Consider the following 24,484-nt stretch of genomic DNA (forward strand, 5'->3'; position numbering starts at 1 on the left):
CCGCACGCGAGATTGCATCCCGACGTTCCTCTAAGCTCCGTCAGCTACCCGCACAGAGGGCCTGCGCATGAGCCAGGCGCCGATCAGCAACGCCCTGGGCATCGTCCACCCGATTACCCTGAGTCACGGGCGCAATGCCGAGGTCTGGGACACCGCAGGCAAACGCTATATCGACTTCGTCGGCGGTATCGGCGTACTCAACCTTGGCCATTGCCACCCGAGGATCGTCGAGGCGGTGCGCGAGCAGGCCGGCAAACTGACCCACTCGGCGTTCAATGCCGTGCCCCACGCCGGCTATGCCCAGCTGATGGAGGCGCTGAGCCGGTTTATTCCGGTCAGCTATGCGCTGTCCGGCATGCTCACCAACAGCGGTGCGGAGGCGGCGGAGAACGCCCTGAAAATCGTCCGTGCGGCGACCGGACGTACCGCGGTGATCGCCTTCGATGGCGGTTTCCACGGCCGTACCCTGGCCACCCTCAACCTCAACGGCAAAGTCGCACCCTACAAGCAGAAGGTCGGCAACCTGCCGGGGCCGGTCTATCACCTGCCGTATCCCAGCGCCGATAACGAGGTAACCCGCGAGCAGGCGTTGGCGGCCATGGAGCGGCTGTTCAGCGTGGAGATCGACAAGGCCGAGGTGGCCTGCTTTATCGTCGAGGCGGTGCAGGGCGAGGGCGGTTTCCAGGCCCTGGACGCCGGCTTTGCCCAGGACCTGCGGCGCTTCTGCGACCAACACGGCATCCTGCTGATCATCGACGAGATCCAGTCCGGCTTCGGCCGTACCGGTCAGCGCTTCGCCTTCAGTCGCCTGGGCATCGAGCCGGACCTGCTGCTGCTGGGCAAGAGCATGGCCGGCGGCCTGCCGTTGGCCGCGGTGGTCGGTCGTCGCGAGCTGCTGGACGCGCTGCCCAAGGGTGGGCTGGGCGGCACCTACTCGGGCAACCCGCTCGCCTGCGCCGCCGCGCTGGTCAGCCTGGAGGAGATGAGCGACGCCAACCTGGCGACCTGGGGCGAGTTGCAGGAGAGCGCCATTCGCGCGCGTTACCAGGCGTGGCAGAGCGCGTCCTGGGCGGGTGCCATCGGTCGCCTGAGCGGAGTCGGCGCCATGCGCGGCATCGAACTGCGTAGCGCCGAGGGTGGGCCGGGCAGCGAGCGTCTCGCCAACCTGCTAGGCAACGCCCGCCAGCAGGGCCTGTTGCTGATGCCCAGCGGCAAGCACCGGCACATCATCCGCCTGCTGGCGCCGCTGACCTGCGAACGCGAACTGCTGGAGGAGGGCTTCGACATCTTCGAGCGCTGCCTGGCCGAGTTGGACTGAGGTCATGCTCGCCTGAAGCGATCCGCCTGTCGCAGCCAGCTCAAGTGTGGGATGAACGGGTGCTGCTGGCGTCTCTAGGGCCGCTCTGGCGGCTGAGGAGCGCCGTTCATCGTTACCGCGAGCCAGACCAGATCAGGTGGATGTGTCGCCGTGGCGGTGCCGGTTGTCTAGGAAGTTTACGGCGACTATCTAGTCTGCTGTCGACCGACCAGTACCTCGCGGAGACCCTATGCACCCCCTGAGAGAAAGCCTGCACGATGAGCTGCATGCGCGGCCGTCGATCTATTTCGAGGGTCCTGCGCATGTCTACCATTTCGCCTTGCTGGACGACGGCAAATCCCTGGATGGCATCATCCAGCAGCTCGGCGAGCAGGCCCATAGCCAGGGGCACGATGCGCCGCGGCATGGCCTGCTGCGCCTGGCCGGGCACCCGTGCAAGTGGGAGCGCCACAGCGAGTTTCTGTCCCTGACCTGGGTGGTGCCGCGCAGCTCGGACAGTTCGCATTGGCTCGACCTGCCGCAGCCGCTGCGCGGTGTGCTCGACGCCAATCGGGCCTTGATCATCAACGCCCTGGTGATTCTGGTCGAGGAGGCGCAAGACGGGATGCTCGACCCCGGCGACTATGGTTTCAAAGACCCCGCGGGCTCGCATATCGGCGGTGGCGATGCCACTGTCTGGAGTGATTTTCGCCTGTCGGCGCTGGGCTTCAATCGCATGCTGCTGGTCAATCGCGGGCTGAATGCCTACCGGTTGGGCCGGATGATTCGCCGCCTGGTGGAGATCGAGACCTACCGCATGCTGGCGTCCCTGGGTTTGCCCACGGCCCAGGAACTCAGCGCCACTTTGCAGGAACTGGATCGCGGGCTGATCGGCATCGCCGAGGGCAATGCCAGTGTGGGTAACAGCGAGGCCAAGGTGTTGCTGGATTCGCTGACTGAGCTGTCGGCGCGGCTGATGCGTTGTTCGGCCGCCTGTCGGCCGCGCTTCAGTGCCACCGAGGCCTATGCGCAGATCGTCTTCGAGCGCATCGGCGAGCTGCGCGAAAGTCACGTCGGCGGCAATCAGCGCCTCGGCGTGTTCATCGAGCGGCGTTTCAAACCCAGCGTGCGTTACTGCGCCGCCACCGAGAAGCGTCTGGACCGCCTGGCCGCCGGCATCGCCAACCTGGGTGAGCTGTTGCAGGCCAAGGCCCAGGTGGAAGTGGAGGAGCAGAACTCGAAGATTCTCGAGAGCCTGAATGCACGCACCAGCACCCAGCTGAAAATCCAGAAGGCGGTCGAGGGCTTCTCGCTGATCGCCATCAGCTACTACCTGATCGGCTTGCTCAAGATGACCCTCGAGGGGCTGACGGCGCTCGGTTCGCCGCTCTCCAGCAAGGTGCTGTTCGTCCTGCTGGCGCCGCTGTTCATGTTCACTCTGTACCGGCTGGCGCGGCGCCTGAAGCAGGCGGCGCAGCACTAACAGGATGAGTGTCGACCACTAGGGTCGGCTGCTGACGGGATGACGGATACCCCGGTGCTGGTCTCGGTGGATTCGTTTAGGGAATGACCAGCAGAGGATTAGTCGTTTGAAAGCGACTTTTCAGCTCGCCAGAATGTTTCGCATGAAAGACTGGAATGCCAACCCCGGTGGAGACTTCCAGTCACTGTGATCAGGCGATGCAAGGAGTCGAGTTCCCATGAGCGTTCAAGCGGCCGTCAACCCGGATGCGTTGGTTCATCCCGATGAGATTCGTGCGCAGTTTTCCCGCGCCATGTCCGCCCTGTACAAGGCCGAGGTGCCGCTCTACGGCACGCTGCTGGAGCTGGTCGGCGAGGTCAATCGACGCACCCTGGAACAGGACCCGGCGCTCGCCGAAAGGCTGCGCCTGACCGGTGAGCTCGAGCGCCTCGACATGGAACGCCACGGCGCCATCCGCCTGGGCAGCGCCGCCGAGCTGGCGACCATGCGCCGGCTGTTCGCAGTCATGGGCATGTCCCCGGTGGGCTACTACGACCTGGCGTGCGCCGGGGTGCCGGTGCATTCCACGGCCTTTCGCGCCATTCACGAAGCCTCGCTGCAACACAGCCCGTTCCGCGTGTTCACCTCGTTGCTGCGCCTCGAGCTGATAGAGAACCAGGAATTGCGCGAGCTGGCCGCGGCGATTCTGGCCCGGCGCACTATCTTCACTCCGCGCGCGCTGCAACTGATCGAGCAGGCCGAGCAGGACGGCGGTCTTGCCCCAGACGAGGCGGCGGAGTTCGTCGCGCAGGCCCTGGAGACCTTCCGCTGGCACCGCGAGGCCACCGTCAGCGCGGCGCAGTACCAGCAGCTGAGCGATCAGCACCGGCTGATCGCCGATGTGGTGGCCTTCAAGGGCCCGCATATCAACCACCTGACCCCGCGTACCCTGGATATCGACGCGGTGCAGGCCGCCATGCCGGGGCGTGGCATCAGCTCGAAAGCGGTGGTCGAAGGCCCGCCACCACGCCACTGTGCGATCCTGCTGCGGCAGACCAGCTTCAAGGCCTTGCGCGAGCCGGTGGCCTTTATCGAGGCGGATGGCAGCATGGCGCTCGGCAGCCACAGCGCACGTTTCGGCGAGATCGAGCAGCGTGGCGTGGCCCTGACCGGCAAAGGTCGCGCGCTGTATGACCAGCTGCTCAACGCCAGTCGCGAGGCCAGCCAGGGCGCACCGAGCGAGGACAATGCCGCGAGCTATATGCGGCTGCTCGACCAGCATTTCGCCGATTTTCCGGATCAGCCTGACGAGTTGCGTCGCCAGGGCCTGGCCTACTTCCGCTACTTCGTCAGTGATCTGGGCCTGGCCGCCAAGGCCAGGGGCGAGCTGGCGAGCGGTCTGGAGGCGTTGCTTGCGGCCGGTCAGTTGCGTTGCGAGCCGCTGGTGTATGAGGACTTCCTGCCGGTCAGCGCAGCGGGGATCTTCCAGTCCAACCTGGGCGAGCAGTCGTCAGCCCGCTATGCGCAATCGTCCAACCGTGAGGCGTTCGAACGCGACCTCGGTGCGCCGGTACTCGACGAGCTGGCGCTCTACGCCGACAGTCAACAACGCTCGTTGGCGCACTGTGCGGAGCAACTGGGCCTGGCAACGCTGAGCTGAATTTCGCCCTGTTGCAGCAATGGCCAATCCCCGCCAGCCCTGCTGGCGGGGATTTTTATTGCCTGCGTCGACAACGATTCACACACTGATAGGGGACAATCAGCCCGGTAAGGCGATCCAGCGCGTGAGCAGAGGTGAGCAGTCTCACTTTCACGAGGTTCAGGATCGCCATGGCTCGGGCAGTCAGCCTGCCCATGGGCATCTAGCCGGGAAGGGGGGACGCATGTATCACGGTGAAAAGCTCAACGCCTGGACGCACTTGGTCGGCGCCGTGCTGGCCTTTGTCGGTGCACTCTGGTTGATCGTGTTGGCCAGTTTGACCGGCGACCCGTGGAAGATCGTCAGTGTGGCGATCTATGGCTTCACCTTGCTGCTGCTCTACAGCATCTCGACTGTCTACCACAGCGTACGGGGGCGCGCGAAGGTGATCATGCGCAAGCTCGATCACTTGTCGATTTACCTGTTGATTGCCGGCAGCTACACGCCGTTTTGCCTGGTGAGTTTGCGTGGCGCCTGGGGTTGGTCGCTGTTCGGCACGGTCTGGGGCTTGGCCCTGATCGGTATGCTGCAAGAGATCAAACCGCGCTCGGAGGCTCGCGTGCTGTCCATCGTGATCTATGCGCTGATGGGCTGGATTGTCCTGGTGGCGGTTAAACCGCTGATTGCCGCGCTGGGCGCTGTGGGTTTTGCCTGGTTGGCGGCGGGCGGCTTCCTGTACACGGTTGGAATCATTTTCTTCGCCTACGACAGCCGCTTTCGTCACTGGCATGGTATCTGGCACCTGTTCGTGATCGCCGGCAGCCTGCTGCACTTTGTGGCGATCTTGTGGTACGTCCTCTGAGGCGACCCTGGCACCGAATGTCACCGACTTCAGGGCGGTCCGCAGCCAACCCTATGCGTCTCAACAAGCGCCTCGGCCGTTATCTGTAACAGCCTCTGCGTGGTTACCCCGATCAGAAGGAATCCAGGATGCGTCCGAGCAGCGCCATCGCCTGCTCGCTCTGGGCATCCCAGGGGTGGCCATAGTTGAGGCGGGCACAGTTGGTGAAGCGCCGGGTTGCGGAAAAAATCGGCCCCGGCGCCAGGCTGATGCCCTGGGCCAGGGCGAGCCGGAACAACTGCAGGGAATCGACCTGCTGGGGAAATTCGAACCAGAGGAAATAGCCGCCGCTGGGGTGGGTGACCCGCGTATCCAGCGGGAAGTGCCGGGCTGCCGAGGCCAGCATCGAGCCTTGCTGCGCCTCCAGGGCATGGCGCAATTTGCGCAGATGGCGGTCGTAGCCGCCATGCTGGAGGTAGTTGGCGATGGCCGCCTGGGCCGGCACCGAGGGCGAGATGGTGGTCATCAGCTTGAGCCGGTGGATGGCGGTTGCGAAGCGCCCGCCCGCTACCCAGCCGACCCGGTAGCCCGGCGCCAGGCACTTGGAGAACGAGCCGCAGTGCATCACCAGGCCATCGCGATCGAAGCTTTTCACCGACTTCGGTGGCTGCGTGCCGAAGTACAGCTCGGCGTAGACATCGTCCTCGATCAGTGGCACCTGATGGCGCTGCAGCAGCTCGTAGAGGGCGCGCTTCTTGTCCTCGCCCATGCTGGCGCCCAGCGGGTTCTGCAGGCTGCTCATGAACCAGCAAGCCTTGATCGGTAACTGCTCCAGGCTGGCCGTGAGGCTGTCCAGATCGATCCCTGCGCGCGGGTGCATCGGGATTTCTACTGCTTTGAGCTTCAGCCGCTCGAGTACCTGCAGGGTGGCATAGAACGCCGGTGCCTCGATGGCGACCAGATCGCCCGGCGCGGTGACACTCTGCAGGCAGAGGTTGAGTGCCTCCATGGCGCCGTTGGTGATCACCAGCTCCTCCTGCGGCAGCATCACCCCGCTGATCATGTAGCGCAGGGCGATCTGCCGGCGCAGGTCGGGGTTGCCTTCGGTCATGTCGGCGATCACCGCCTGCGGCGGCATATCGCGCACGCTCTGGGCCATGCTGCGGGCCAGTCGGGCGAGGGGAAACAGGTCCGGACTGGGGAAGGCCGAGCCGAAGGGTACGGTGTCCGGGTCCTTGAGTGAGCCGAGTACGGAGAACACCAGTTCGCTGACGTCGACGTCGCTGGTCTGCGCCTGGCGCGCGCTGATTTCCGGTTCATGCAGCGGGCGCTGGGCATGGGCGCGAACGAAGTAGCCCGAACGTGCCCGGGCCACGATCAGCCCGCGACTCTCCAGCAGGTAATAGGCCTGGAATACCGTCGAGGGGCTGATCCCATAGGTGCGGCTGGCATGCCGCACCGACGGGACCTTCTCCCCCGGCGCCAGCACACCGGTGCGAATGAGCTGGGCGATCTCATCGGCAAACTTCTCGTAGCGCTTCATCTTGTCCTGGCTCACCCGTGCTGAAGGCAGAGCACGATACTCTACTGGGCGCGTGGCGCTCATGTGATCGCGCTCAGCGATTCAGCGGGGAGACGAAGGTGCTCTCGGTGCTCACGCGCATCTGCGGATTGTCGCGCTCGGCCACTTGGAAGCGCAGCACCTGCGACGAGCTGGCGGCGCGCGGGGCGGTCAAGGCCACACTCACCGGCAGGTCGATGATCTCACCGGGCGCCAACTGCAGTTCACGGCTGCCCTGCAATTCGAAGTAGTCAGACTCGCCCAGCGACAGGGCATAGCGGCGCGGCTGCTGGGTCTTGTTGATGATCTTCAGGGTGTAGATGTTCTCGATCTGCCCGGCGTCGTTCTCGCGGTACAGGCCGCGATCCTTGGTTACGTCCAGCGACACCAGCGGGCGGGTGTCCAACGCCCAGACGAAGGCGCCGATCATCGCCACTAGCGCGACCGCGTAGCCGAGCAGCGTAGGCCGTAACCACTGGGTTTTGCCGCCGGCCATGGCGCGCTCGGAGCTGTAGCGCACCAGGCCGCGTGCGTAGCCCATCTTGTCCATCACGCTGTCACAGGCATCGATACAGGCGCCGCAACTGATGCAGTCCAGTTGCAGGCCATCGCGGATATCGATGCCGGTGGGACAGACCTGCACGCACAGAGTGCAGTCGACGCAGTCGCCCAGCCCTTCGGCCTGGTAGGCGGCGTCTTTCTTGCGCGGGCCACGGCCCTCGCCGCGGGCGCTGTCGTAGGACACCAGCAGGGTGTCCTGATCGAACATCACACTCTGGAAGCGCGAGTAGGGGCACATGTGCAGGCAGACACTCTCGCGCAACCAGCCGGCATTCAGGTAGGTGGCGGCGGTGAAGAACAGCAGCCAGAACGTGGTGCTCGGGTCGAGCGCGAAGTGCAGCAGGTCGCTGACCAGTGCGCGCACCGGGGTGAAGTAACCAACGAAGGCCAGCGCGGTGACCAGGCTCACCGCCAGCCACAGGCCATGTTTGGCGCCGCGACGCAGCAGCTTGTTGGCTGACCAGGGCGCCGCATCCAGCTTAATGCGTTGGTTGCGTTCGCCCTCGGTGTGTTTCTCCACCCACATGAATACCCAGGTCCACACGCTTTGTGGGCAGCTGTAGCCGCACCAGACGCGGCCGGCAAAGGCGGTAATGAAGAACAGACCGAAGGCGGCGATGATCAATAGCGCCGAGAGCAGAATGAAGTCCTGCGGCCAGAAGGTCGCGCCGAAGATGTAGAACTTGCGCCCGGCCAGATCCCAGAGCACCGCCTGGCGCTCGCCCCAGTTCAGCCAGGCTGTACCGAAGAACAGCAGAAACAGACAGCCTGCACCGTACAGGCGCAGGTTGCGGAACAAACCGGTGAAGCTGCGGGTATGGATGGCGCCGCCTGCCTGGGCGGGCGTAAGGCGCAGAGGGCTACGCGGGTTGATCGTCTCGACGATCGTGGCGGGAATACGTTCGGTCATGCAATTCGCCCCATCTGGCTATATCCGGCGGGACGCATGATCGGCACTTCCTTGTGCTGATAACAGACTCAGATTTTCAAATAAAAAGCGGATCAGGTGGTTTTTCAGTGGTGCAGCCAGCAGGGCTTTCAGCGGCTTGGCTTATCCCTCAGTCCCACTTGGGAAACACCAAGATGGCGCTGTTGATCTGATTTTTTTAGCTATATCTGAGGCTGTTTCGACTGGCGTTGCGGACTCAAAGTCGGCGCTCTTTATGCCAGCGTGTCCTCAGCCGTCGAGCGTGCACACGTCGGTATTCGGCTCGATGAGGTAGAGCGCATGTACCACTACGACGACTATGACCATGCCCTGGTGCGCGAGCGGGTCGCGCAATTGCTCTACAGGGTCTGGAGGAGGTTCAGGGCGTTGGGTTGGAGCGGCCAATGCCGGTCTGCTGCGCGATGTCATCGCCCGCCCGGGCGTCAGGGTGACAGTCGCCCGGTAAAGGTCGCGCTCTGTTGCGGTGAGTGCGTCGTGGTGTGGCCGTTGTCGAGTTGGCTGAGGCCTGGTGAATGCCCAGCGCCTGTTGCTTGGTTCGATGAAAGGCGTGGCTGTATATTCCGGCGCCCGCCGCTCAATCCTCATCCGCATAAAAGTAGTCATACTCGCCATCAACTTACTCGCCAGCAGGTTAGACAGTGATAGCGGCAGTTCTGGTTAACAGCTTCGTCGTGGTGCTTGCGGTAATCGTGCACTACGAATTTTTGTTTCGGCTGACGCTACTGCTGCCGAAGATGAAAGTCAGGCACCGCTTCAGAATCGTGCTGGGTGTCTGTGGCGCGCTGACGGCCCATGCGCTTGAGGTATGGATCTTTGCCTTCGCCTACTTCTTCTTGAATGGCGTCGGCGGCTGGGGAGAGTTGCAGGGCAGTTTCGATGGCAGCCTGGTCGACTGCGTCTATTTCTCCTTCACCACCTTTACCACCCTGGGCTTCGGGGACATTCAACCGGTCGGCACTCTGCGTTACTTGACCGGAATCGAAGCACTCACTGGCTTGGTGCTCATTACCTGGACTGCGTCTTTTCTGTTCGTCGAGATGCAGCGCTACTGGAATACCAAATAGCCGATCCTGCCCACGCCGCCTGCCAGGCGACTGGCACATCCGCGCGCAACTTGAGCATCGGCGTTGCGGCGCTCGGCAGGTCGATCCGCAAGTCGTTCTGCAGCACTCTGTTCCTACACAGATCCCCCCATAGACCGCTCCGATATTCACACGGCACGTGCTCGAAAGCGCTCGCTCCAAGTGGGGGAGCGCTGCTGGGATTCGTAGATTTTGGAATGATCCGAGTCTTTCTTTTCGTTTGAGGCAAGGCCTGTTCCTTGCTTTCATCGCTACTCGGATTCGGCTTCAGGCTTCGCTAAAGGTCTTGTTTTTGCTGGGGTTGCGCCCGTCAGGCTGACGCAATCCAGACCGCTAATGACGCATCACTGTTAGGCGCAGAGCGTTGCATGCAGCCAGTATTTGCAACGCAAAAAAGAATAATAAGAGGTACTCGTATGACAGGCTCACCGCCCACGTTGGAAATCCGCGACCTGCACAAGCGCTATGGCGAGCATGAGGTGCTCAAGGGCATTTCCCTGACTGCTCGCGACGGCGATGTGATCTCCATCCTCGGCTCCTCCGGCTCCGGCAAGTCGACCTTCCTGCGTTGCATCAACCTGCTGGAGAACCCGCACCGGGGGCAGATCATCGTCAATGGCGAAGCGCTCAAGCTGAAGCAGAGTCAGAGCGGCGAGTTGCACGCGGCCAACAACAAACAGATCAACCGCCTGCGCAGCGAGATCGGCTTCGTCTTCCAGAGTTTCAACCTGTGGCCGCACATGAGCGTGCTCGACAACATCACCGAGGCGCCACGCCGGGTGCTCGGTCTGAGCAAGGCCGAGGCCACCGAGCGGGCCGAGGCGCTGCTGGCCAAGGTCGGCATCGCCGACAAGCGTCACGTCTACCCCAACCAACTGTCCGGCGGCCAGCAGCAGCGCGCGGCCATCGCCCGCACCCTGTGCATGGAGCCCAAGGTGATCCTGTTCGATGAGCCGACCTCGGCGCTCGACCCAGAAATGGTCCAGGAGGTGCTCAGCGTGATCCGCGCCCTGGCCGAGGAGGGCCGCACCATGCTGCTGGTCACCCACGAAATGAGTTTCGCCCGGCAGGTCTCAAGCGAGGTGGTGTTCCTCCACCAGGGCCTGGTGGAAGAACAGGGCACGCCGCAGCAGGTGTTCGATAACCCGCTGTCGGCGCGTTGCAAGCAATTCATGTCCAGTAGCCATTAACGGAGCGTCATTGCATGTACAACTACAAGAAAATCTTGCTGACCACCGCCGCCACCCTGGTCTTCGCCAGCAGCGTGGCCGCCGCCGACAAATTGAAGATCGGCACCGAAGGCGCTTACCCGCCGTTCAACCTGATCGCCGCTGATGGTCAGGTCGGCGGTTTCGACGTGGAAATCGCCCAGGCCCTGTGTGCCAAGATGCAGGCCGAGTGCGAGGTGGTGACCTCCGACTGGGACGGCATCATCCCGGCCCTGAATGCCAAGAAGTTCGATTTCCTGGTGGCCTCGATGTCGATCACCGAAGAGCGTCAGCAGGCGGTCGACTTCACCGCGCCGTACTACACCAACAAATTGCAATTCATCGCGCCCAAGGGCGGCGAGTTCAAGACCGACAAGGCCAGCCTGAAAGGCAAGGTGATCGGCGCCCAGCGCGCGACCATCGCCGGCACCTGGCTGGAAGACAACCTGGACGGCGTGGTCGATATCAAGCTCTACGACACCCAGGAAAACGCCTACCTCGACCTGACTTCGGGGCGCCTCGATGGTGTGCTGGCCGATACCTTCGTCAATTGGGAGTGGCTGAAGAGCGACGCCGGCAAACCCTTCGAGTTCAAGGGCGACCCGGTGTTCGACAACGACAAGATCGGCATCGCCGTGCGCAAGGACGATCCGCTGCGCGACAAGCTGAATAGCGCACTCAAGGCAGTGGTTGCCGACGGCACCTACAAGCAGATCAACGACAAGTACTTCCCCTTCAGCATCTACTGATCGTCCCCGCTGGCGTGGTGCTTTGGTGGCCCGTGCGGTTAGTTGATTGAACTGACCACAGCGGCCGCCGGGCTCGTGCCAGCCCTTGCGGTGGTTCGAACTATGACTCTCGATCTCTACGGATTCGGCCCGGCGTTGGCCGCCGGCGCCCTGATGACCATCAAGCTGGCGCTGTCGGCCCTGTCCCTGGGCCTGATCCTCGGGCTGCTCGGCGCCCTGGCTAAAACCTCGCCCTACAAGCCGCTGCAATGGCTGGGTGGCGGCTATTCCACGCTGGTGCGCGGCGTGCCCGAGTTGCTCTGGGTGCTGTTGATCTACTTCGGCACGGTCAGCCTGCTGCGCAGCCTGGGCGAATGGATTGGCTATCCGGAACTGGAGCTCAGCGCTTTCGCCGCCGGCACCATCGCCCTCGGCCTGTGTTTCGGTGCCTACGCCACCGAGGTGTTCCGTGGCGCCATCCTGGCTATTCCCAAGGGCCACCGCGAAGCCGGTCAGGCGCTGGGGATGTCCAGGCCGAGAATCCTCTGGCGCTTGATCCTGCCGCAGATGTGGCGCATCGCCCTGCCGGGGCTGGGCAATCTGTTCATGATCCTGATGAAGGACACCGCGCTGATCTCGGTGATCGGCCTGGAGGAAATCATGCGCCGTTCGCAGATCGCGGTGACCTCGAGCAAGGAGCCGTTCACCTTCTATCTGGTGGCCGCGTTCATCTATCTGAGCCTGACCATCGTCGCCATGTGTGGCCTGTACGTCCTCGAGAAGCGCGCCGGCCGTGGTTTCGTGAGGGCCGTCGCATGAACTGGGAGTTGATTATCAAATGGCTGCCGCGCATCGCCGAAGGCGCCTGGCTGACCCTGGAGCTGGTCGGCATCGCGGTGATCGCCGGGCTGATCCTGGCCATTCCCCTGGGCATTGCCCGCTCATCCAGGCACTGGTACGTGCGCGCGCTGCCCTACGGCTACATATTCTTCTTTCGCGGCACGCCGCTGCTGGTGCAGCTGTTTCTGGTCTACTACGGTCTGGCGCAGTTCGAGGCGGTACGCGAGGGCCCGCTGTGGCCGTTCCTGCGCGATGCCTACTGGTGCGCCATCGTCACTCTGACCCTGCACACCGCCGCCTATATCGCCGAGATCCTGCGCGGCGCGATTCAGGCCATTCCACCGGGCGAGATCGAAGCGGCGCGTGCCCTGGGCATGTCCCGCCGGCAGGCACTGGTTTACATCATCCTGCCGCGGGCGGCGCGCATCGGCCTGCCGGCTTACAGCAACGAAGTGATCCTGATGCTCAAGGCCAGCGCCCTGGCCAGTACCATCACCCTGCTGGAACTGACCGGCATGTCACGCACCATCATCGCCCGCACCTATCAGCCGGTGGAGATCTTCTTCGCCGCCGGGGTGTTCTACCTGGTGGCCGCCTATGTCCTGGTGCAAGGCTTCAGGCTGCTGGAGCGGCGCCTGCGGGTGGATGCCTGCCAGGGTCGCTGAAGCGGCTTGCCCTCGGCCTGCACGAGGGCCAGCGCTTGGCGCAGGGAATGCGCCTATGCCTTTACCAATCCCACTGACTTGCGCAGACTCCTGCGCCTAGCTGGGTGAGCGGCGGCAGGGTGCTCTCGCCCGGCTGCGTCTTGTTTGAGTAGCGATTCGCTGCGCCAGAGCGGCTGAACTGGCGCGTTGGCAGCGCCGCTCGATGAACTTTATCCCGATCTTGTAGGTAGGCCCGAATGGCAGATTTGAACGCCCCACGCCTGGACGATATCGACCGGCAGTTGATTGCCGCGCTGCAGCTCAATGCCCGTGAGAGCGTGGCCATGTTGGCGCGCAAACTCGGCATCGCACGCACCACGGTGATCTCGCGGATCGCCCGGCTGGAGAAGAACAAAATCATCAATGGCTATGGCCTGCGCCTGGGGCAGCGCGTGCTGGATGGTGGTCTTCAAGCTTACGTCGGCATCACCCTGCAGCCGCGCTCCGGCAAGGAGGTGCTGCGGCGCCTGACCAGCATGGCCGAGGTGCAGCAGCTGTGTACCGTGAGCGGTGAGTTCGATTTCGTCGCCTGGTTGCGCGCGGACTCGCCGGAGCGCCTCGATCAATTGCTCGACGAGATCGGTGAAGTCGACGGGGTGGAGAAGACCACCACCTCGATCATCCTGTCGTGCAAGCTGGACCGTGGGCAGAAGCTCTAAGTTTTATTGCATTCTTCCAGACCAACGTCGACCTCAGTCGCGCAAAACGCTAAGCGCCGACACCCGCTGGCGGCGAGGCGGCGCCGTGGTTAGCCAGTCTCAGCGTTGCGCCAAGGCCTGCTCGCGGATCTGACTCAGGCTCTGCCGTGGGGTCAGGGCCTCCGGGTCGATTCGCACTTCGATCAACGCCGCTTTACCGCACTGCGCGGCGCGCTCGAAGGCCGGGGCGAATTCGCCGGTACTGTTTACCACCTCGCCGTGCAGCCCATAAGCGCGGGCCAGGGCGGCGAAGTCCGGGTTGTGCAGCGTGGTGCCAGAGACCCGGCCCGGGTAGTGGCGCTCCTGATGCATGCGGATGGTGCCGAACATGCCGTTGTTGACCACGATGAAAATCACCCGGGCGTCATACTGCATGGCGGTCGCCAGTTCCTGGCCATTCATCAGGAAGCAACCATCGCCGGCGAAGGCCACCACCATGCGCTGCGGGGCGGTCAGCTTGGCGGCGATCCCGGCCGGCACACCATAGCCCATGGAGCCATTGGTCGGGCCCAACTGCGTACGGAAGCTGCGGTATTGGTAGAAGCGCTGCACCCAGACCGCATAGTTGCCGGCGCCGTTGCTGAGAATGGCGTCGGCCGGCAGACGCTGGCGCAGCCAGGCCATGATCTCGGCCAATTGCACCGGGCCGGGGCAGGGCGGGCAGTCCAGGTTGCTCAGGTAATGCGCGTGCAGGGTCTGCGTCCATTCGGCATACGGCGGCTTGTCGGTTGCCTCTAAGGCGGCGGCCTGAGCGGCGAAGGCGGCCATGCCGCTGTTGATCGCCAGTGTCGCCTGGTAGACCCGGCCGAGTTCCTCGATACCGGTATGCACGTGCAGCAGCTTTTGCTTGGGCACCGGGATATCCAGCAGGCTGTAACCGCCGCTGGTGATCTCGCCCAGGCGGGCGCCGACCACCAGCAACAGATCGGCATCGCGCATCGCCTGCGCCAGTTTGGCGCCTGCCGCCAGACCCAGGTCGCCGGCGTAATTCGGGTGCTGGTTGTCGAACAGGTCCTGGCAGCGGAAAGACGCCGCCACGGGCAGTTGTTGTTGCTCGGCGAAACGCTGGATATTCGCCACCGCCTCGGCGTTCCAGCCACCGCCACCGAGGATCATCAAGGGCCGCTGGGCCTGTGCCAGCAAGTCGTGCATGGCCTGCAGATCGCTGGTCGCTGGGCTCGGTTCGATACGGCGGCTGGGGCCGGCGTCGGCCACCTCGATGCAATCGGTCAGCATGTCTTCGGGCAAGGCCACCACCACGGGACCCGGGCGGCCATTCATGGCGCGGTGGAAGGCCTGGCTGAGCAGTTCGGGCAGGCGCCGGGCGTCGTCCACCTGCACCACCCACTTGGCCAGCGCGCCGAACATCTGCCGGTAGTCGACTTCCTGAAAGGCTTCGCGCTCCATCTGGTCGCGGGCGACCTGGCCGATGAACAGGATCATCGGCGTGGAGTCCTGGTAGGCGGTATGCACGCCGACCGAGGCGTTGGTCGCGCCGGGGCCGCGGGTGACGAAGCAGATGCCCGGCTTGCCGGTCAGCTTGCCGTAGGCTTCGGCCATATAGGCGGCGCCGCCTTCCTGACGGCAGACCACCAGTTCGATCTCCTCGCGGCTGTCGTGCAGCGCGTCGAGTACCGCCAGGTAACTTTCACCCGGCACACAGAAGGCGCGTTCGACGCCATTGATGCGCAGGGCATCGACCAGAATCTGCCCGCCGCTGCGGGTACGTTTGGGGTTATCCACGGTTAACTCCTAGAGCGAGGCAAGGCATGGCGCTTAACAGGTCGTTGAAAAACTACTGCGCTCGGCTATGCGGCGTTGAAATCGGCCTCAAAATGCTCATTTACACCAGTAAACTGCGCTTTTGACTCGCTACGCTCACCCTGCGGGCCAGCCTTTGGCTGTTACTCCGCTTCGCTGCGTTGCGGCCGATTTCGCCTTGCCTAGCCTTCGCTCGCTACATTTTTCAACAGCCTGTTGAGTGTAGGAGGAGGCGCTACAGTCGGCGACAGCCGGAATTCGGGAAGGTGTCGGCCCCCGACCAGCAGCGGGCGAGCCGCTGATAGCCGGGAGCGACGAAGGAGGGCTTAGGCCGCTTCCTGGGTCAGTGCTTGGTGTTCTTCGTAGGCCCGGCCGAAGCGGTTCGCGAGGAAGTCTTCAAGGGAAACCTGCTCCTGGCTGATGAAGCCGGACTGCGGCAGACGTTGGGCGCGGAACAGATCCAGTGCGGCGCAGATGCCGGCAGCGGTGGTGATCTGGATTGCACTGGTCAGGCGGCCGTTCTGCTCGGCGGCAAAGATCTTGCGGCTGAACACCTGCTGTACCAGCTTGCCGTCCTTTATGCCGTTGACGGTGACGAACACCAGCACCACGTCCTGCATGGTGCTTGGCACGGCGCCGCGCAGGATGTCCTTGAGCTTTTCCTGGTGGCCGGCCAGGCGCAGGTCTTCCAGGAGGAACTTCATCAGGTCGCGGTGGCCCGGGTAGCGCACGGTCTTGTAGTCGAGCACTTCGACCTTGCCTTCCAGGGTTTCGCACAGGGTGCCCAGGCCGCCTGAGGTGTTGAACGCCTCGTACTCGACGCCGTCCAGGGAGAAGTGCTCCAGACCTTCGAGCGGCTGGACCATCTGTAGCTTGCCGTTGCGGATGGCTTCGCAGGGGTGGCAGTACTCGTTGACCAGGCCGTCGACGCTCCAGGTCAGGTTGTACTTCAGCGCGTTGGTGGGGAACTCGGGCAGGGCGCCGACGCGCATCTTCACCTCGCGCACGCTGTCGAAATGGCGCGCCAGGGAATGCGCGGCGATGCCGATAAAGCCCGGAGCCAGGCCACACTGCGGCATAAAGGCGGTGGCCGAGCCTTCAGCCAGCTCGCGGATGGTCTTGGTCGCGTGCACGTCTTCGGTCAGGTCGAAGTAGTGGGTGGCGGTAGCCTTGGCGGCCTTGGCCACGCCGATGGCCATGTGGTACGGCAGGGCGTTGAGCACCGCATCCTGGCCGTGCATGGCCGCTTCCAGAGCAGCGCCGTCGGCCGAGTCGACCTCGCGGATGGCGATGCCCAGGTCGGCAATCGCCTTCAGGGAATTCAGGTCACGATCCGCCACCAGTACCTGGTAGTCACCGGTGTTGTGCAGCAGTTGAGCGATGGTGTAGCCGATATGGCCCGCGCCGAGCAGGAGGACGTTCATTGTTGTTATCTCCGGGTTGCGTTTCAGTTGGGGCCAGTCTAAAGAGCAGTTGGTTTGACAATAAGGCTCATAAACCATCAATAAGATGAAAAAATAAGTCGTTATGACGATCTGACGAGTCGTTTAGTCGATATCTTGCCCGCGGTGTTGAGTGCGTCAGGGTGCGTTTGACTCTTTTCCTGTAACGGCCTGCTGGGGAGCTTCTAACCTGAGGGGTAAGCGCAGCAGACTCCGTAGCTTCAGGACGCCACAATGTATAAAGACCTCAAGTTTCCGATCCTCATCGTGCACCGTGACATCAAGGCCGACAGCGTGGCCGGTGACCGGGTGCGCGCCATCGCCCAGGAGCTGGAACAGGACGGCTTCACTATCCTCTCCAGTGCCAGTTCCGCCGAAGGGCGCATCGTTGCTTCGACCCACCACGGCCTGGCTTGCATCCTGGTGGCCGCCGAAGGTGCGGGGGAGAACAAGCACTTGTTGCAGGACATGGTCGAGCTGATTCGCATCGCCCGGGTGCGGGCGCCGCAGTTGCCGATCTTCGCCCTCGGCGAGCAGGTGACCATCGAGAACGCGCCGGCCGATGCCATGGCCGATCTCAACCAATTGCGCGGCATTCTTTACCTGTTCGAGGACACCGTACCGTTCCTCGCCCGCCAGGTGGCGCGGGCCGCGCGCAATTACCTGGATGGCCTGCTGCCGCCGTTTTTCAAAGCGCTGGTGCAGCACACCGCGCAGTCCAACTACTCTTGGCACACCCCCGGCCATGGTGGCGGCGTGGCCTATCGCAAGAGTCCGGTGGGGCAGGCGTTTCACCAGTTCTTCGGCGAGAACACCCTGCGTTCCGACCTGTCGGTATCGGTGCCGGAACTGGGCTCGTTGCTCGATCACACCGGTCCGCTGGCCGAAGCTGAAGCGCGCGCCGCGCGTAATTTCGGCGCCGATCACAGCTTCTTCGTGATCAACGGCACCTCGACCGCCAACAAGATCGTCTGGCACAGCATGGTCGCTCGCGACGACCTAGTGCTGGTCGACCGCAACTGCCACAAGTCGATCCTCCACTCAATCATCATCACCGGCGCCATTCCGCTGTACCTGTGTCCTGCGCGCAACGAGCTGGGCATCATCGGGCCGATTCCGCTCAGCGAGTTCAGCCGCGAATCGATCCAGGCCAAGATCGATGCCAGCTCGCTGGCCAAGGGCCGCGCGGCCAAGGTCAAGCTGGCCGTGGTGACCAACTCGACCTACGACGGCCTGTGCTACAACGCCGAGCTGATCAAACAGACTTTAGGTGACAGCGTCGAAGTCCTGCATTTCGACGAGGCCTGGTACGCCTACGCGGCCTTCCATGAGTTCTACGCCGGGCGCTATGGCATGGGCACCTCGCGTGAGGACAATGGCCCGCTGGTGTTCAGCACCCATTCCACCCATAAACTGCTCGCGGCTTTCAGTCAGGCCTCGATGATTCACGTGCAGGATGGTGGCGCCCGCCAGCTGGATCGCGACCGCTTCAACGAAGCCTTCATGATGCACATCTCCACCTCGCCGCAGTACGGCATCATCGCCTCGCTGGACGTGGCGTCGGCGATGATGGAAGGTCCGGCGGGGCGGTCGCTGATCCAGGAAACCTTCGACGAGGCCCTGAGTTTTCGCCGCGCCCTGGCCAACCTGCGCAAAAACCTCAACGCCGACGACTGGTGGTTCAGCATCTGGCAACCGCCGCAGGCCGAGGGCGCCGATGACGTGGCGACCCAGGACTGGCTGCTGCAACCGCAAGCCGACTGGCACGGTTTCGGCGAAGTGGCCGAGGATTACGTGCTGCTCGACCCGATCAAGGTCACCCTGGTCACTCCGGGCCTGACCGCAGGCGGTGCGCTGGACCAGCACGGCATTCCGGCTGCGGTGGTCGGCAAGTTTCTCTGGGAGCGCGGCCTGGTAGTGGAGAAGACCGGGCTGTATTCCTTCCTGGTGCTGTTTTCCATGGGCATTACCAAAGGAAAATGGAGCACGTTGCTGACTGAACTGTTGGAGTTCAAGCGGCATTACGACGCCAATGTGCCGCTCGTCGATGCCCTGCCTTGCATCGCCAACGCCGACGGCGCGCGTTACCACGGCATGGGCTTGCGCGATCTCTGCGCCGAACTGCATGCCTGCTACCGCGATAACGCCACGGCCAAGGCGCTCAAGCGCATGTACACCACCTTGCCTGAGGTCGCCATGAAACCGGCCGACGCCTACAACCAATTGGTGCGCAGTGAGGTTGAGGCGGTGCCGATCGAGCAGCTCGAGGGACGCATCGCCGCGGTGATGCTGGTGCCTTATCCGCCTGGTATTCCGCTGATCATGCCGGGCGAGCGGTTTACCCCGGCGACTCGTTCGATCATCGATTACCTGAAGTTTGCCCGCACCTTCGATAGCCGTTTCCCTGGCTTCGACGCCGACGTGCATGGTTTGCAGTGCCAGGAGGCGTCCGAGGGCGGCGGCTATACCGTCGATTGCATCAAGGCGTAAAGCGCTGGCGCGGCGTGGCGGTTGCTCGTCGCGCCGGCGGGATCGGCGCGCATGACCGATGACGTGTTCTACGTCACAGTGCCCAGCATCGACATTTATTCCCCACTTGTTATAGTTGCGCGGTTTTATGCATAAGCCTATTTCCCTGCGCGTTCGCGCCATTTGCTGAGGATGACTGCCATGTCCGACTACAAAGCCTTTCGTGTCGAAGTGGCAGATAAGATCGCCCATGTGCTGATCAACCGCCCGGAAAAGGTCAACGCCATGAATGCCGATTTCTGGACGGAGATCATCGAGATCTTCCGCTGGATCGACGCCACCGATGAGGTGCGGGTGGTGGTGCTCTCCGGGGCCGGCAAGCATTTTTCTTCCGGGATCGACCTGATGCTGCTGGCCCAGGTCGGCAGTCAACTGGGTAAGGATGTCGGACGCAACGCCGAAGCGTTGCGGCGTAAGATTCTCGAGCTGCAAGCCTCCTTCAATGCTGTCGACAACTGCCGCAAACCGGTATTGGCGGCAATTCAGGGCTATTGCCTGGGCGGCGCCATCGACCTGATCTCGGCTTGTGACATGCGCTACTCGACCGCTGACGCGCAGTTTTCGATCAAGGAAATCGACATCGGCATGGCGGCCGATGTCGGCACCTTGCAGCGTCTGCCGCGGATCATCGGCGACGGCATGATGCGCGAGCTGGCTTTCACCGGGCGTACGATCGACGGAGAGGAGGCACGTAGCATTGGCCTGGTCAATAGAACCTACGCCGACGCCTCGGCGCTGCTCGACGGGGTGATGGAAATTGCCCGTGAAATAGCGGCGAAATCGCCGATTGCCGTACGCGGCACCAAGGAAATGATTCGTTATATGCGCGACCACCGGGTGGACGATGGCCTCGAGTACATCGCCACCTGGAACGCGGCGATGTTGCAATCGGCCGACCTGCGAGTGGCCATGGCCGCCCATATGAGCAAGCAAAAACCAGAATTTGCCGACTGATGCAGTACCTGCACCTGTCCTTTTTAGCCGCGCGGGAGGCGCACTAGCTCATGGTTTCCGGTGTCCAGTCCCTAAGTATGGTGCGCAACGAGCTGTTCACCACCATGGAGGAGGCCGAGTCGAGCCTCGAACAGTTCATTGCCGATCGGCATAACGGCAGTCTGCTGCAGCAGGCGGTAGAAAGTCTGCAGCAGGTACGCGGTACCCTCAACTTGATCGAACTGACCGGCGCCGAGTTGCTGGCCCAGGAAGTATTCGACCAGGCCACGGATATTCCCACCGGGGCTGGCGAGGAACGCGATGTGCAACTCTCGGCGCTGAGCAACGCGTTGCATGTGCTGCGCCGTTACCTGGAAAGCGTCGACGCCCACCGCCAGGAAATGCCCGAGTTGCTGCTGCCGGCGATCAACAACTTGCGCCAGGCCGGTGGTCAGGCCTTGCTGCCGGAAAGCTTCTTCTTCAGCGTACGCCTGGATCAGCCGCGGCCGCGCTCGACGCCAGCCGCGCTGGATGCTGCGGCCAAGGCAATCGAAGGACGGCGGTTGCGACAGATGTATCAGGTCGGCCTGCTCGGCTTTATCCGCGAACAAAACCCCCAAGCCAGTTTGAAACTGATGGGCCGTGCGATGGCTCGGCTGGACAGTCTTTATGCCAATGCACCCTGTGGTCGGCTGTTCTGGATCGCCGCGGCGGCCATGCAGGCGCAGGTCGACGGCCAGCTGTTGGCGCGTAAGTCGCGTAAGCAGCTGTTCTCGCGGATCGACCGCGAACTCAAGCAAATGCTCGGCAACGATCAATACGAAGCGCCGCGTAGTTTGCTCAAGGAGTTGCTCTACCTGGTGGCCCTGAGCGACAGCCGTGGACCTTTGGTCACGCCGGTACGAGAGATTTTTGGCCTGCCAGCGCTGCCGTTCACCGACCATATGCTGGAAGATGAGTATCAGCGCCTGACGGGGCCGGGGCAGGGCGTGATGCGCTCGCTGAGCTCGGCGATTCGCGAAGAACTGGCGAGCGTCAAAGACATGCTCGACCTGATCGAGCGCGGCACGCTGCAGGCGGATAACCTCGGCAACCTGCATGCGCTGCTCGGCAAGCTGAGCAAAACCCTGGGTATGGTCGGTTTGAGCTCGGCGGGCAATTCGCTGAACGCGCAATTGCCAACCGTTGCCGGTTGGAGCGAAGACATGGCGCCGCAACAGCAGGAATTGCACAAGCTGGCCGATGCGGTGCTGTATGTCGAAGGCATGGTCGCCAGTCTGGAGAGTGGCGAGCGCCGCGAGCAGCGTCCAACCCAGGCGCAGCCGGGGCATGAGGCGGAATCCTTCGCGCAACATCAGCTCAATGAGGCGCGCATCGTCGTGGTCGATGAGGCCCAGGCCGGCCTGGCACTGGCTAAACGGGCGATTACCGGGTATCTGGAAGCCAATGGCGACCGGATGCACCTGACCAATGTGCCGTTCAGTCTGCAGGCCGTACGCGGAGGACTGTGGTTTCTTGGTCAGGAACGCGCGGCCTTGCTGGTGGGCGCCTGCGCCGAGTACATCCAGAAGCAGATGCTCGAAGCGCCACAAATGCCCTCCGAACAGATGCTGGAAACCCTGGCCGATGCACTGAGCAGCCTCGAGTATTACCTGGAGGCCGGTGCCGTGCTCCGCCCGGAAACCCAGCCGAGCGTGCTCGATCTGGCCGCGGAAAGCGTGCGCGCCCTCGGCATACGGGTGGCGGCGTAAATGGCAGCGCGTTGGCAGCCCGGCATGCTCGACAGTCAGCAGCCGGGTGGCTGGGCGCTGGCGCACTGTAAGCAGCATTTTCTGGCAGACAGCAATGGCCTGCTGTTTCCCCGTGAGTGGTTGAAGAAGCAGGATTTGCCGATTCTGGCCGAGCACGGCATCGGTCATTTCGATGGCGATGCGGTTTACCTGCTTGAGTTGGCACAGCCGCTCGAGATACCCGGCTGTTCCTGGCAAAGTCTGCGTCACTTCATGTTGCAAGGCGATGGCGACACTTTCCAGCTGCTCAGCTATGCCACGCAGATCGGCACCTGGGCGAGTCAGCATCGCTTTTGTGGCAGTTGTGGCGATCCGCTGCAGCATTTCGCCGGTGAGCGGGCCATGTATTGCCCGCGCTGCGAGCTGCACCATTACCCGCGTCTGTCGCCGAGCATGATCGTCCTGGTCACCCGTGGCGATGAGATCCTCTTGGCGCGTTCGCCGCGCTTCGTCAGCGGTGTCTACAGCACTCTGGCCGGTTTCGTCGAAGCGGGCGAGTCGGTCGAGCAGTGCGTCGCCCGTGAGGTACGTGAGGAGGTGGGTGTCGAGGTGACGAATCTGCAGTACCTCGGCAGCCAGGGCTGGCCGTTTCCGCACTCGCTGATGCTCGGCTTTCATGCCGAATATGCGGCCGGCGAGATCGTCATGCAGGCCGATGAAATCGAAGATGCACGTTGGTTCGACGTGCATCAGTTACCACCTTTGCCAGCCTCGCGCTCGATTGCCCGCTACCTGATTGACGTCTATGTGGCGCGGCGGCTAGGGCTGCCGGAGCCGTCGCTGCCGGAATAGTCGCTCGGTGGATGGGTATAGGCCATCCACCCTACGCCATGCCGAACCAGTGTTGCCAGGCTAGCCGCGCGGTCAGGGCCAGCACCACCATGATGAACACCGGGCGGATGAACTTTGCACCGCCTTTGATGGCCGTGTGCGCACCGAGATAAGCCCCGAGCATCAGGGTGATGCCCATGCAGATACCCAGTAGCCACGCCACTTGCCCGCTGGCAATAAACACCGCCAGGGCACAGGCATTACTGACGAAGTTCATCGTGCGGGCGACGCCACTGGCGCGCACCAGGTCCAGTGGGTAGAGCAGTAGGCTGCTGACAGTCCAGAATGCGCCGGTGCCTGGCCCGGCAACGCCATCATAAAAGCCGAGCCCGAGCCCTTGCGGCCACTGCCGACGCTGCGCAATAGGCACATCGCTGTCGAGCGGGGCCGCCGGTGTGCGGCCGAACAGCAGATAGAGGCCACAGGCGAATACCACCGCGGGTAGCATCTGGTTCAGCCAGGCGGCCGGCAGCCATTGGGCCAGCGCTGCGCCGAGCATTGCCCCGAGCGCGGTGCCGAGCAAGGCATTACGCCACTGCGCCGGGGCAAACAACTTGCGCCGATAATAGGTGTAGCTGGCCGTTGCCGAGCCGAAGGTGGCGCAGAGTTTGTTGGTGCCTAACACTAGGTGTGGTGGGAGGCCGGCGGTCAGCAGCGCCGGAATGGTCAGCAGCCCACCTCCGCCGGCGATGGCGTCGATAAAGCCGGCGACAAAGGCGACCAGGGCGAGAATAGCCAATGTCGTCGGGTCGACGGCCAGTTCGAAAGGGAAAACCATAAAAAGACGTCCTGCGTCAGATTCTGCGGCGGTCTTGCTGTTCGTGGGCGGGGTAGCTGCGCATAATGCCGGCATTTTCACGCAGAAGGAATTGAGTCGATGCAGTATGACGGTCTGGCCTGGGTAACGGCATTGCTGGCAGTACTGGCAATGTTGGTGGCGGCGCGCATCCTGTTCAATCGCCACTGGTTTCTCGGCTGGTTGCGCGGCACCTGTGGCTTGGTTTTTCTGCTGCTGGCAGGGCTGGTGGGGCTGGTTGCCTACGATCTATACAGCTATGCGCCGCTGCCGCAAGATAAGCCACTGGTGACACTGAGTTTCAAGGCCGATGGCCCCCGCTATCAGGTCAGCCTGGTGGAGGATGGTCACGAACGTAGCGTCACTGTAGAAGGCGATCTCTGGCAGCTGGATGTGCGCTTGTTGCAGTGGAAGGGGCTGGCAGCCTTGATTGGCTTGCAGCCTGGCTATCGCCTGGAAAAGCTCTCGGGTCGATTCCTCGCCATCGAGCAGCAGTCTCAGGCCCAGCATGGCCCAGTCGCGTTGGCGAAGAGCCCCTACGGCATCGATCTATGGCGTTGGTTGCGCCTGGGCCAACACGACCTGTTCATGTTCGAGCCGCAGGCACAACGGATCACCTATTTGCCGATCGTCGACGCGGCGGTGTACAGCGTCAGCCTGACATCGACCGGCCTGTTGGCTCAACCGATGAGTCAGGCGGCCGAGCAAGCCCTGCAGGATTGGCAGTAGCGCGCTCAAGTTCGCGATCTTATCCGCGCTGCGATAAGCGCCAAGAAAAAGGAACCCGAAGACAAGCGGTTCGCTTAATCAGTTGAACGCGAGTGACTAAACC

General features: G+C 63.0%; 20 protein-coding genes. 15 read left to right on the top strand and 5 right to left on the bottom strand.

From position 1 onward, the window contains the following. Nucleotides 1–67 precede the first annotated feature (67 nt). From FBY03_RS14040 to FBY03_RS14055, 4 genes are all read left to right on the top strand, one after another. A complete protein-coding gene (locus tag FBY03_RS14040) occupies nt 68–1,318 on the top strand; it encodes an aspartate aminotransferase family protein (RefSeq protein ID WP_147172989.1) in 1,251 nt (416 codons plus the stop codon). A gap of 229 nt (nt 1,319–1,547) precedes the next feature. Then, entirely contained in the window at nt 1,548–2,780 is a 1,233-nt protein-coding gene (locus FBY03_RS14045) for a DUF3422 domain-containing protein (protein WP_147172990.1), read from the top strand. Between the two features lie 217 nt (nt 2,781–2,997). After that, complete coding sequence (locus FBY03_RS14050) at nt 2,998–4,419, top strand: VOC family protein (RefSeq protein ID WP_147172991.1); 1,422 nt, start codon at nt 2,998–3,000, stop codon at nt 4,417–4,419. 223 nt (nt 4,420–4,642) lie between these two features. Beyond that, complete coding sequence (locus tag FBY03_RS14055) at nt 4,643–5,260, top strand: hemolysin III family protein (RefSeq protein WP_147172992.1); 618 nt, start codon at nt 4,643–4,645, stop codon at nt 5,258–5,260. Between the two features lie 112 nt (nt 5,261–5,372). Here the strand turns inward: FBY03_RS14055 and mapR are convergent, their stop codons facing one another. Both mapR and ccoG read right to left on the bottom strand, forming a co-directional pair. Further along, complete coding sequence (gene mapR / locus FBY03_RS14060) at nt 5,373–6,782, bottom strand: GntR family transcriptional regulator MpaR (protein ID WP_147173031.1); 1,410 nt, start codon at nt 6,780–6,782, stop codon at nt 5,373–5,375. Between the two features lie 73 nt (nt 6,783–6,855). Further along, nucleotides 6,856–8,271 (bottom strand): cytochrome c oxidase accessory protein CcoG, encoded by a 1,416-nt coding sequence (gene ccoG, locus FBY03_RS14065; protein WP_147172993.1) that lies wholly within the window; start codon nt 8,269–8,271, stop codon nt 6,856–6,858. A gap of 677 nt (nt 8,272–8,948) precedes the next feature. On the opposite strand from ccoG, the gene FBY03_RS14070 reads away from it, so the two are divergent. From FBY03_RS14070 to FBY03_RS14095, 6 genes are all read left to right on the top strand, one after another. Further along, nucleotides 8,949–9,374, top strand: coding sequence for a potassium channel family protein (locus FBY03_RS14070; protein ID WP_147172994.1), 426 nt, complete (start codon nt 8,949–8,951; stop codon nt 9,372–9,374). A 434-nt stretch (nt 9,375–9,808) separates the two neighbouring features. Next, nucleotides 9,809–10,582 (top strand): ABC transporter ATP-binding protein, encoded by a 774-nt coding sequence (locus tag FBY03_RS14075; RefSeq protein ID WP_147172995.1) that lies wholly within the window; start codon nt 9,809–9,811, stop codon nt 10,580–10,582. Nucleotides 10,583–10,596: 14 nt separating this feature from the next. Further along, complete coding sequence (locus tag FBY03_RS14080) at nt 10,597–11,349, top strand: ABC transporter substrate-binding protein (RefSeq protein ID WP_147172996.1); 753 nt, start codon at nt 10,597–10,599, stop codon at nt 11,347–11,349. A gap of 102 nt (nt 11,350–11,451) precedes the next feature. Further along, entirely contained in the window at nt 11,452–12,147 is a 696-nt protein-coding gene (locus FBY03_RS14085) for an ABC transporter permease (protein WP_147172997.1), read from the top strand. Then, nucleotides 12,144–12,833: an ABC transporter permease gene (locus FBY03_RS14090; protein ID WP_147172998.1), complete on the top strand. Its 690-nt coding sequence runs from the start codon at nt 12,144–12,146 to the stop codon at nt 12,831–12,833. Before FBY03_RS14085 ends, FBY03_RS14090 begins: the two co-directional genes overlap by 4 nt. Before the next feature lie 236 nt (nt 12,834–13,069). Continuing rightward, the gene (locus FBY03_RS14095; protein WP_147172999.1) at nt 13,070–13,531 is read left to right on the top strand and encodes an Lrp/AsnC family transcriptional regulator; all 462 of its coding nucleotides are present in this window, start codon (nt 13,070–13,072) and stop codon (nt 13,529–13,531) included. A 99-nt stretch (nt 13,532–13,630) separates the two neighbouring features. On the opposite strand, the gene FBY03_RS14100 is transcribed toward FBY03_RS14095, so the two are convergent. Both FBY03_RS14100 and FBY03_RS14105 read right to left on the bottom strand, forming a co-directional pair. After that, a complete protein-coding gene (locus FBY03_RS14100) occupies nt 13,631–15,313 on the bottom strand; it encodes a thiamine pyrophosphate-binding protein (protein WP_147173000.1) in 1,683 nt (560 codons plus the stop codon). Between the two features lie 344 nt (nt 15,314–15,657). Next, on the bottom strand, nt 15,658–16,755 hold the full coding sequence (locus tag FBY03_RS14105; protein ID WP_147173001.1) for a saccharopine dehydrogenase family protein: 1,098 nt from the start codon (nt 16,753–16,755) through the stop codon (nt 15,658–15,660). Nucleotides 16,756–17,007: 252 nt separating this feature from the next. Between FBY03_RS14105 and FBY03_RS14110 the strand changes: the two genes are divergently transcribed. From FBY03_RS14110 to nudC, 4 genes are all read left to right on the top strand, one after another. Next, nucleotides 17,008–19,263: an Orn/Lys/Arg decarboxylase N-terminal domain-containing protein gene (locus FBY03_RS14110; protein ID WP_147173002.1), complete on the top strand. Its 2,256-nt coding sequence runs from the start codon at nt 17,008–17,010 to the stop codon at nt 19,261–19,263. A gap of 180 nt (nt 19,264–19,443) precedes the next feature. Next, nucleotides 19,444–20,256, top strand: a complete 813-nt coding sequence (locus FBY03_RS14115; protein ID WP_147173003.1) for a crotonase/enoyl-CoA hydratase family protein — start codon at nt 19,444–19,446, stop codon at nt 20,254–20,256. A 50-nt stretch (nt 20,257–20,306) separates the two neighbouring features. After that, nucleotides 20,307–21,986, top strand: a complete 1,680-nt coding sequence (locus tag FBY03_RS14120; protein WP_147173004.1) for a ferrous iron transporter B — start codon at nt 20,307–20,309, stop codon at nt 21,984–21,986. Next, nucleotides 21,987–22,817: an NAD(+) diphosphatase gene (gene nudC / locus FBY03_RS14125; RefSeq protein WP_147173005.1), complete on the top strand. Its 831-nt coding sequence runs from the start codon at nt 21,987–21,989 to the stop codon at nt 22,815–22,817. Nucleotides 22,818–22,848: 31 nt separating this feature from the next. Here the strand turns inward: nudC and FBY03_RS14130 are convergent, their stop codons facing one another. Beyond that, complete coding sequence (locus FBY03_RS14130) at nt 22,849–23,634, bottom strand: TSUP family transporter (protein WP_147173006.1); 786 nt, start codon at nt 23,632–23,634, stop codon at nt 22,849–22,851. Between the two features lie 99 nt (nt 23,635–23,733). Between FBY03_RS14130 and FBY03_RS14135 the strand changes: the two genes are divergently transcribed. Continuing rightward, nucleotides 23,734–24,381, top strand: a complete 648-nt coding sequence (locus FBY03_RS14135) for a hypothetical protein (RefSeq protein WP_147173007.1) — start codon at nt 23,734–23,736, stop codon at nt 24,379–24,381. Nucleotides 24,382–24,484: the final 103 nt, after the last annotated feature.

This window comes from Pseudomonas sp. SJZ079, assembly GCF_007993865.1.
Lineage (GTDB): Bacteria > Pseudomonadota > Gammaproteobacteria > Pseudomonadales > Pseudomonadaceae > Aquipseudomonas.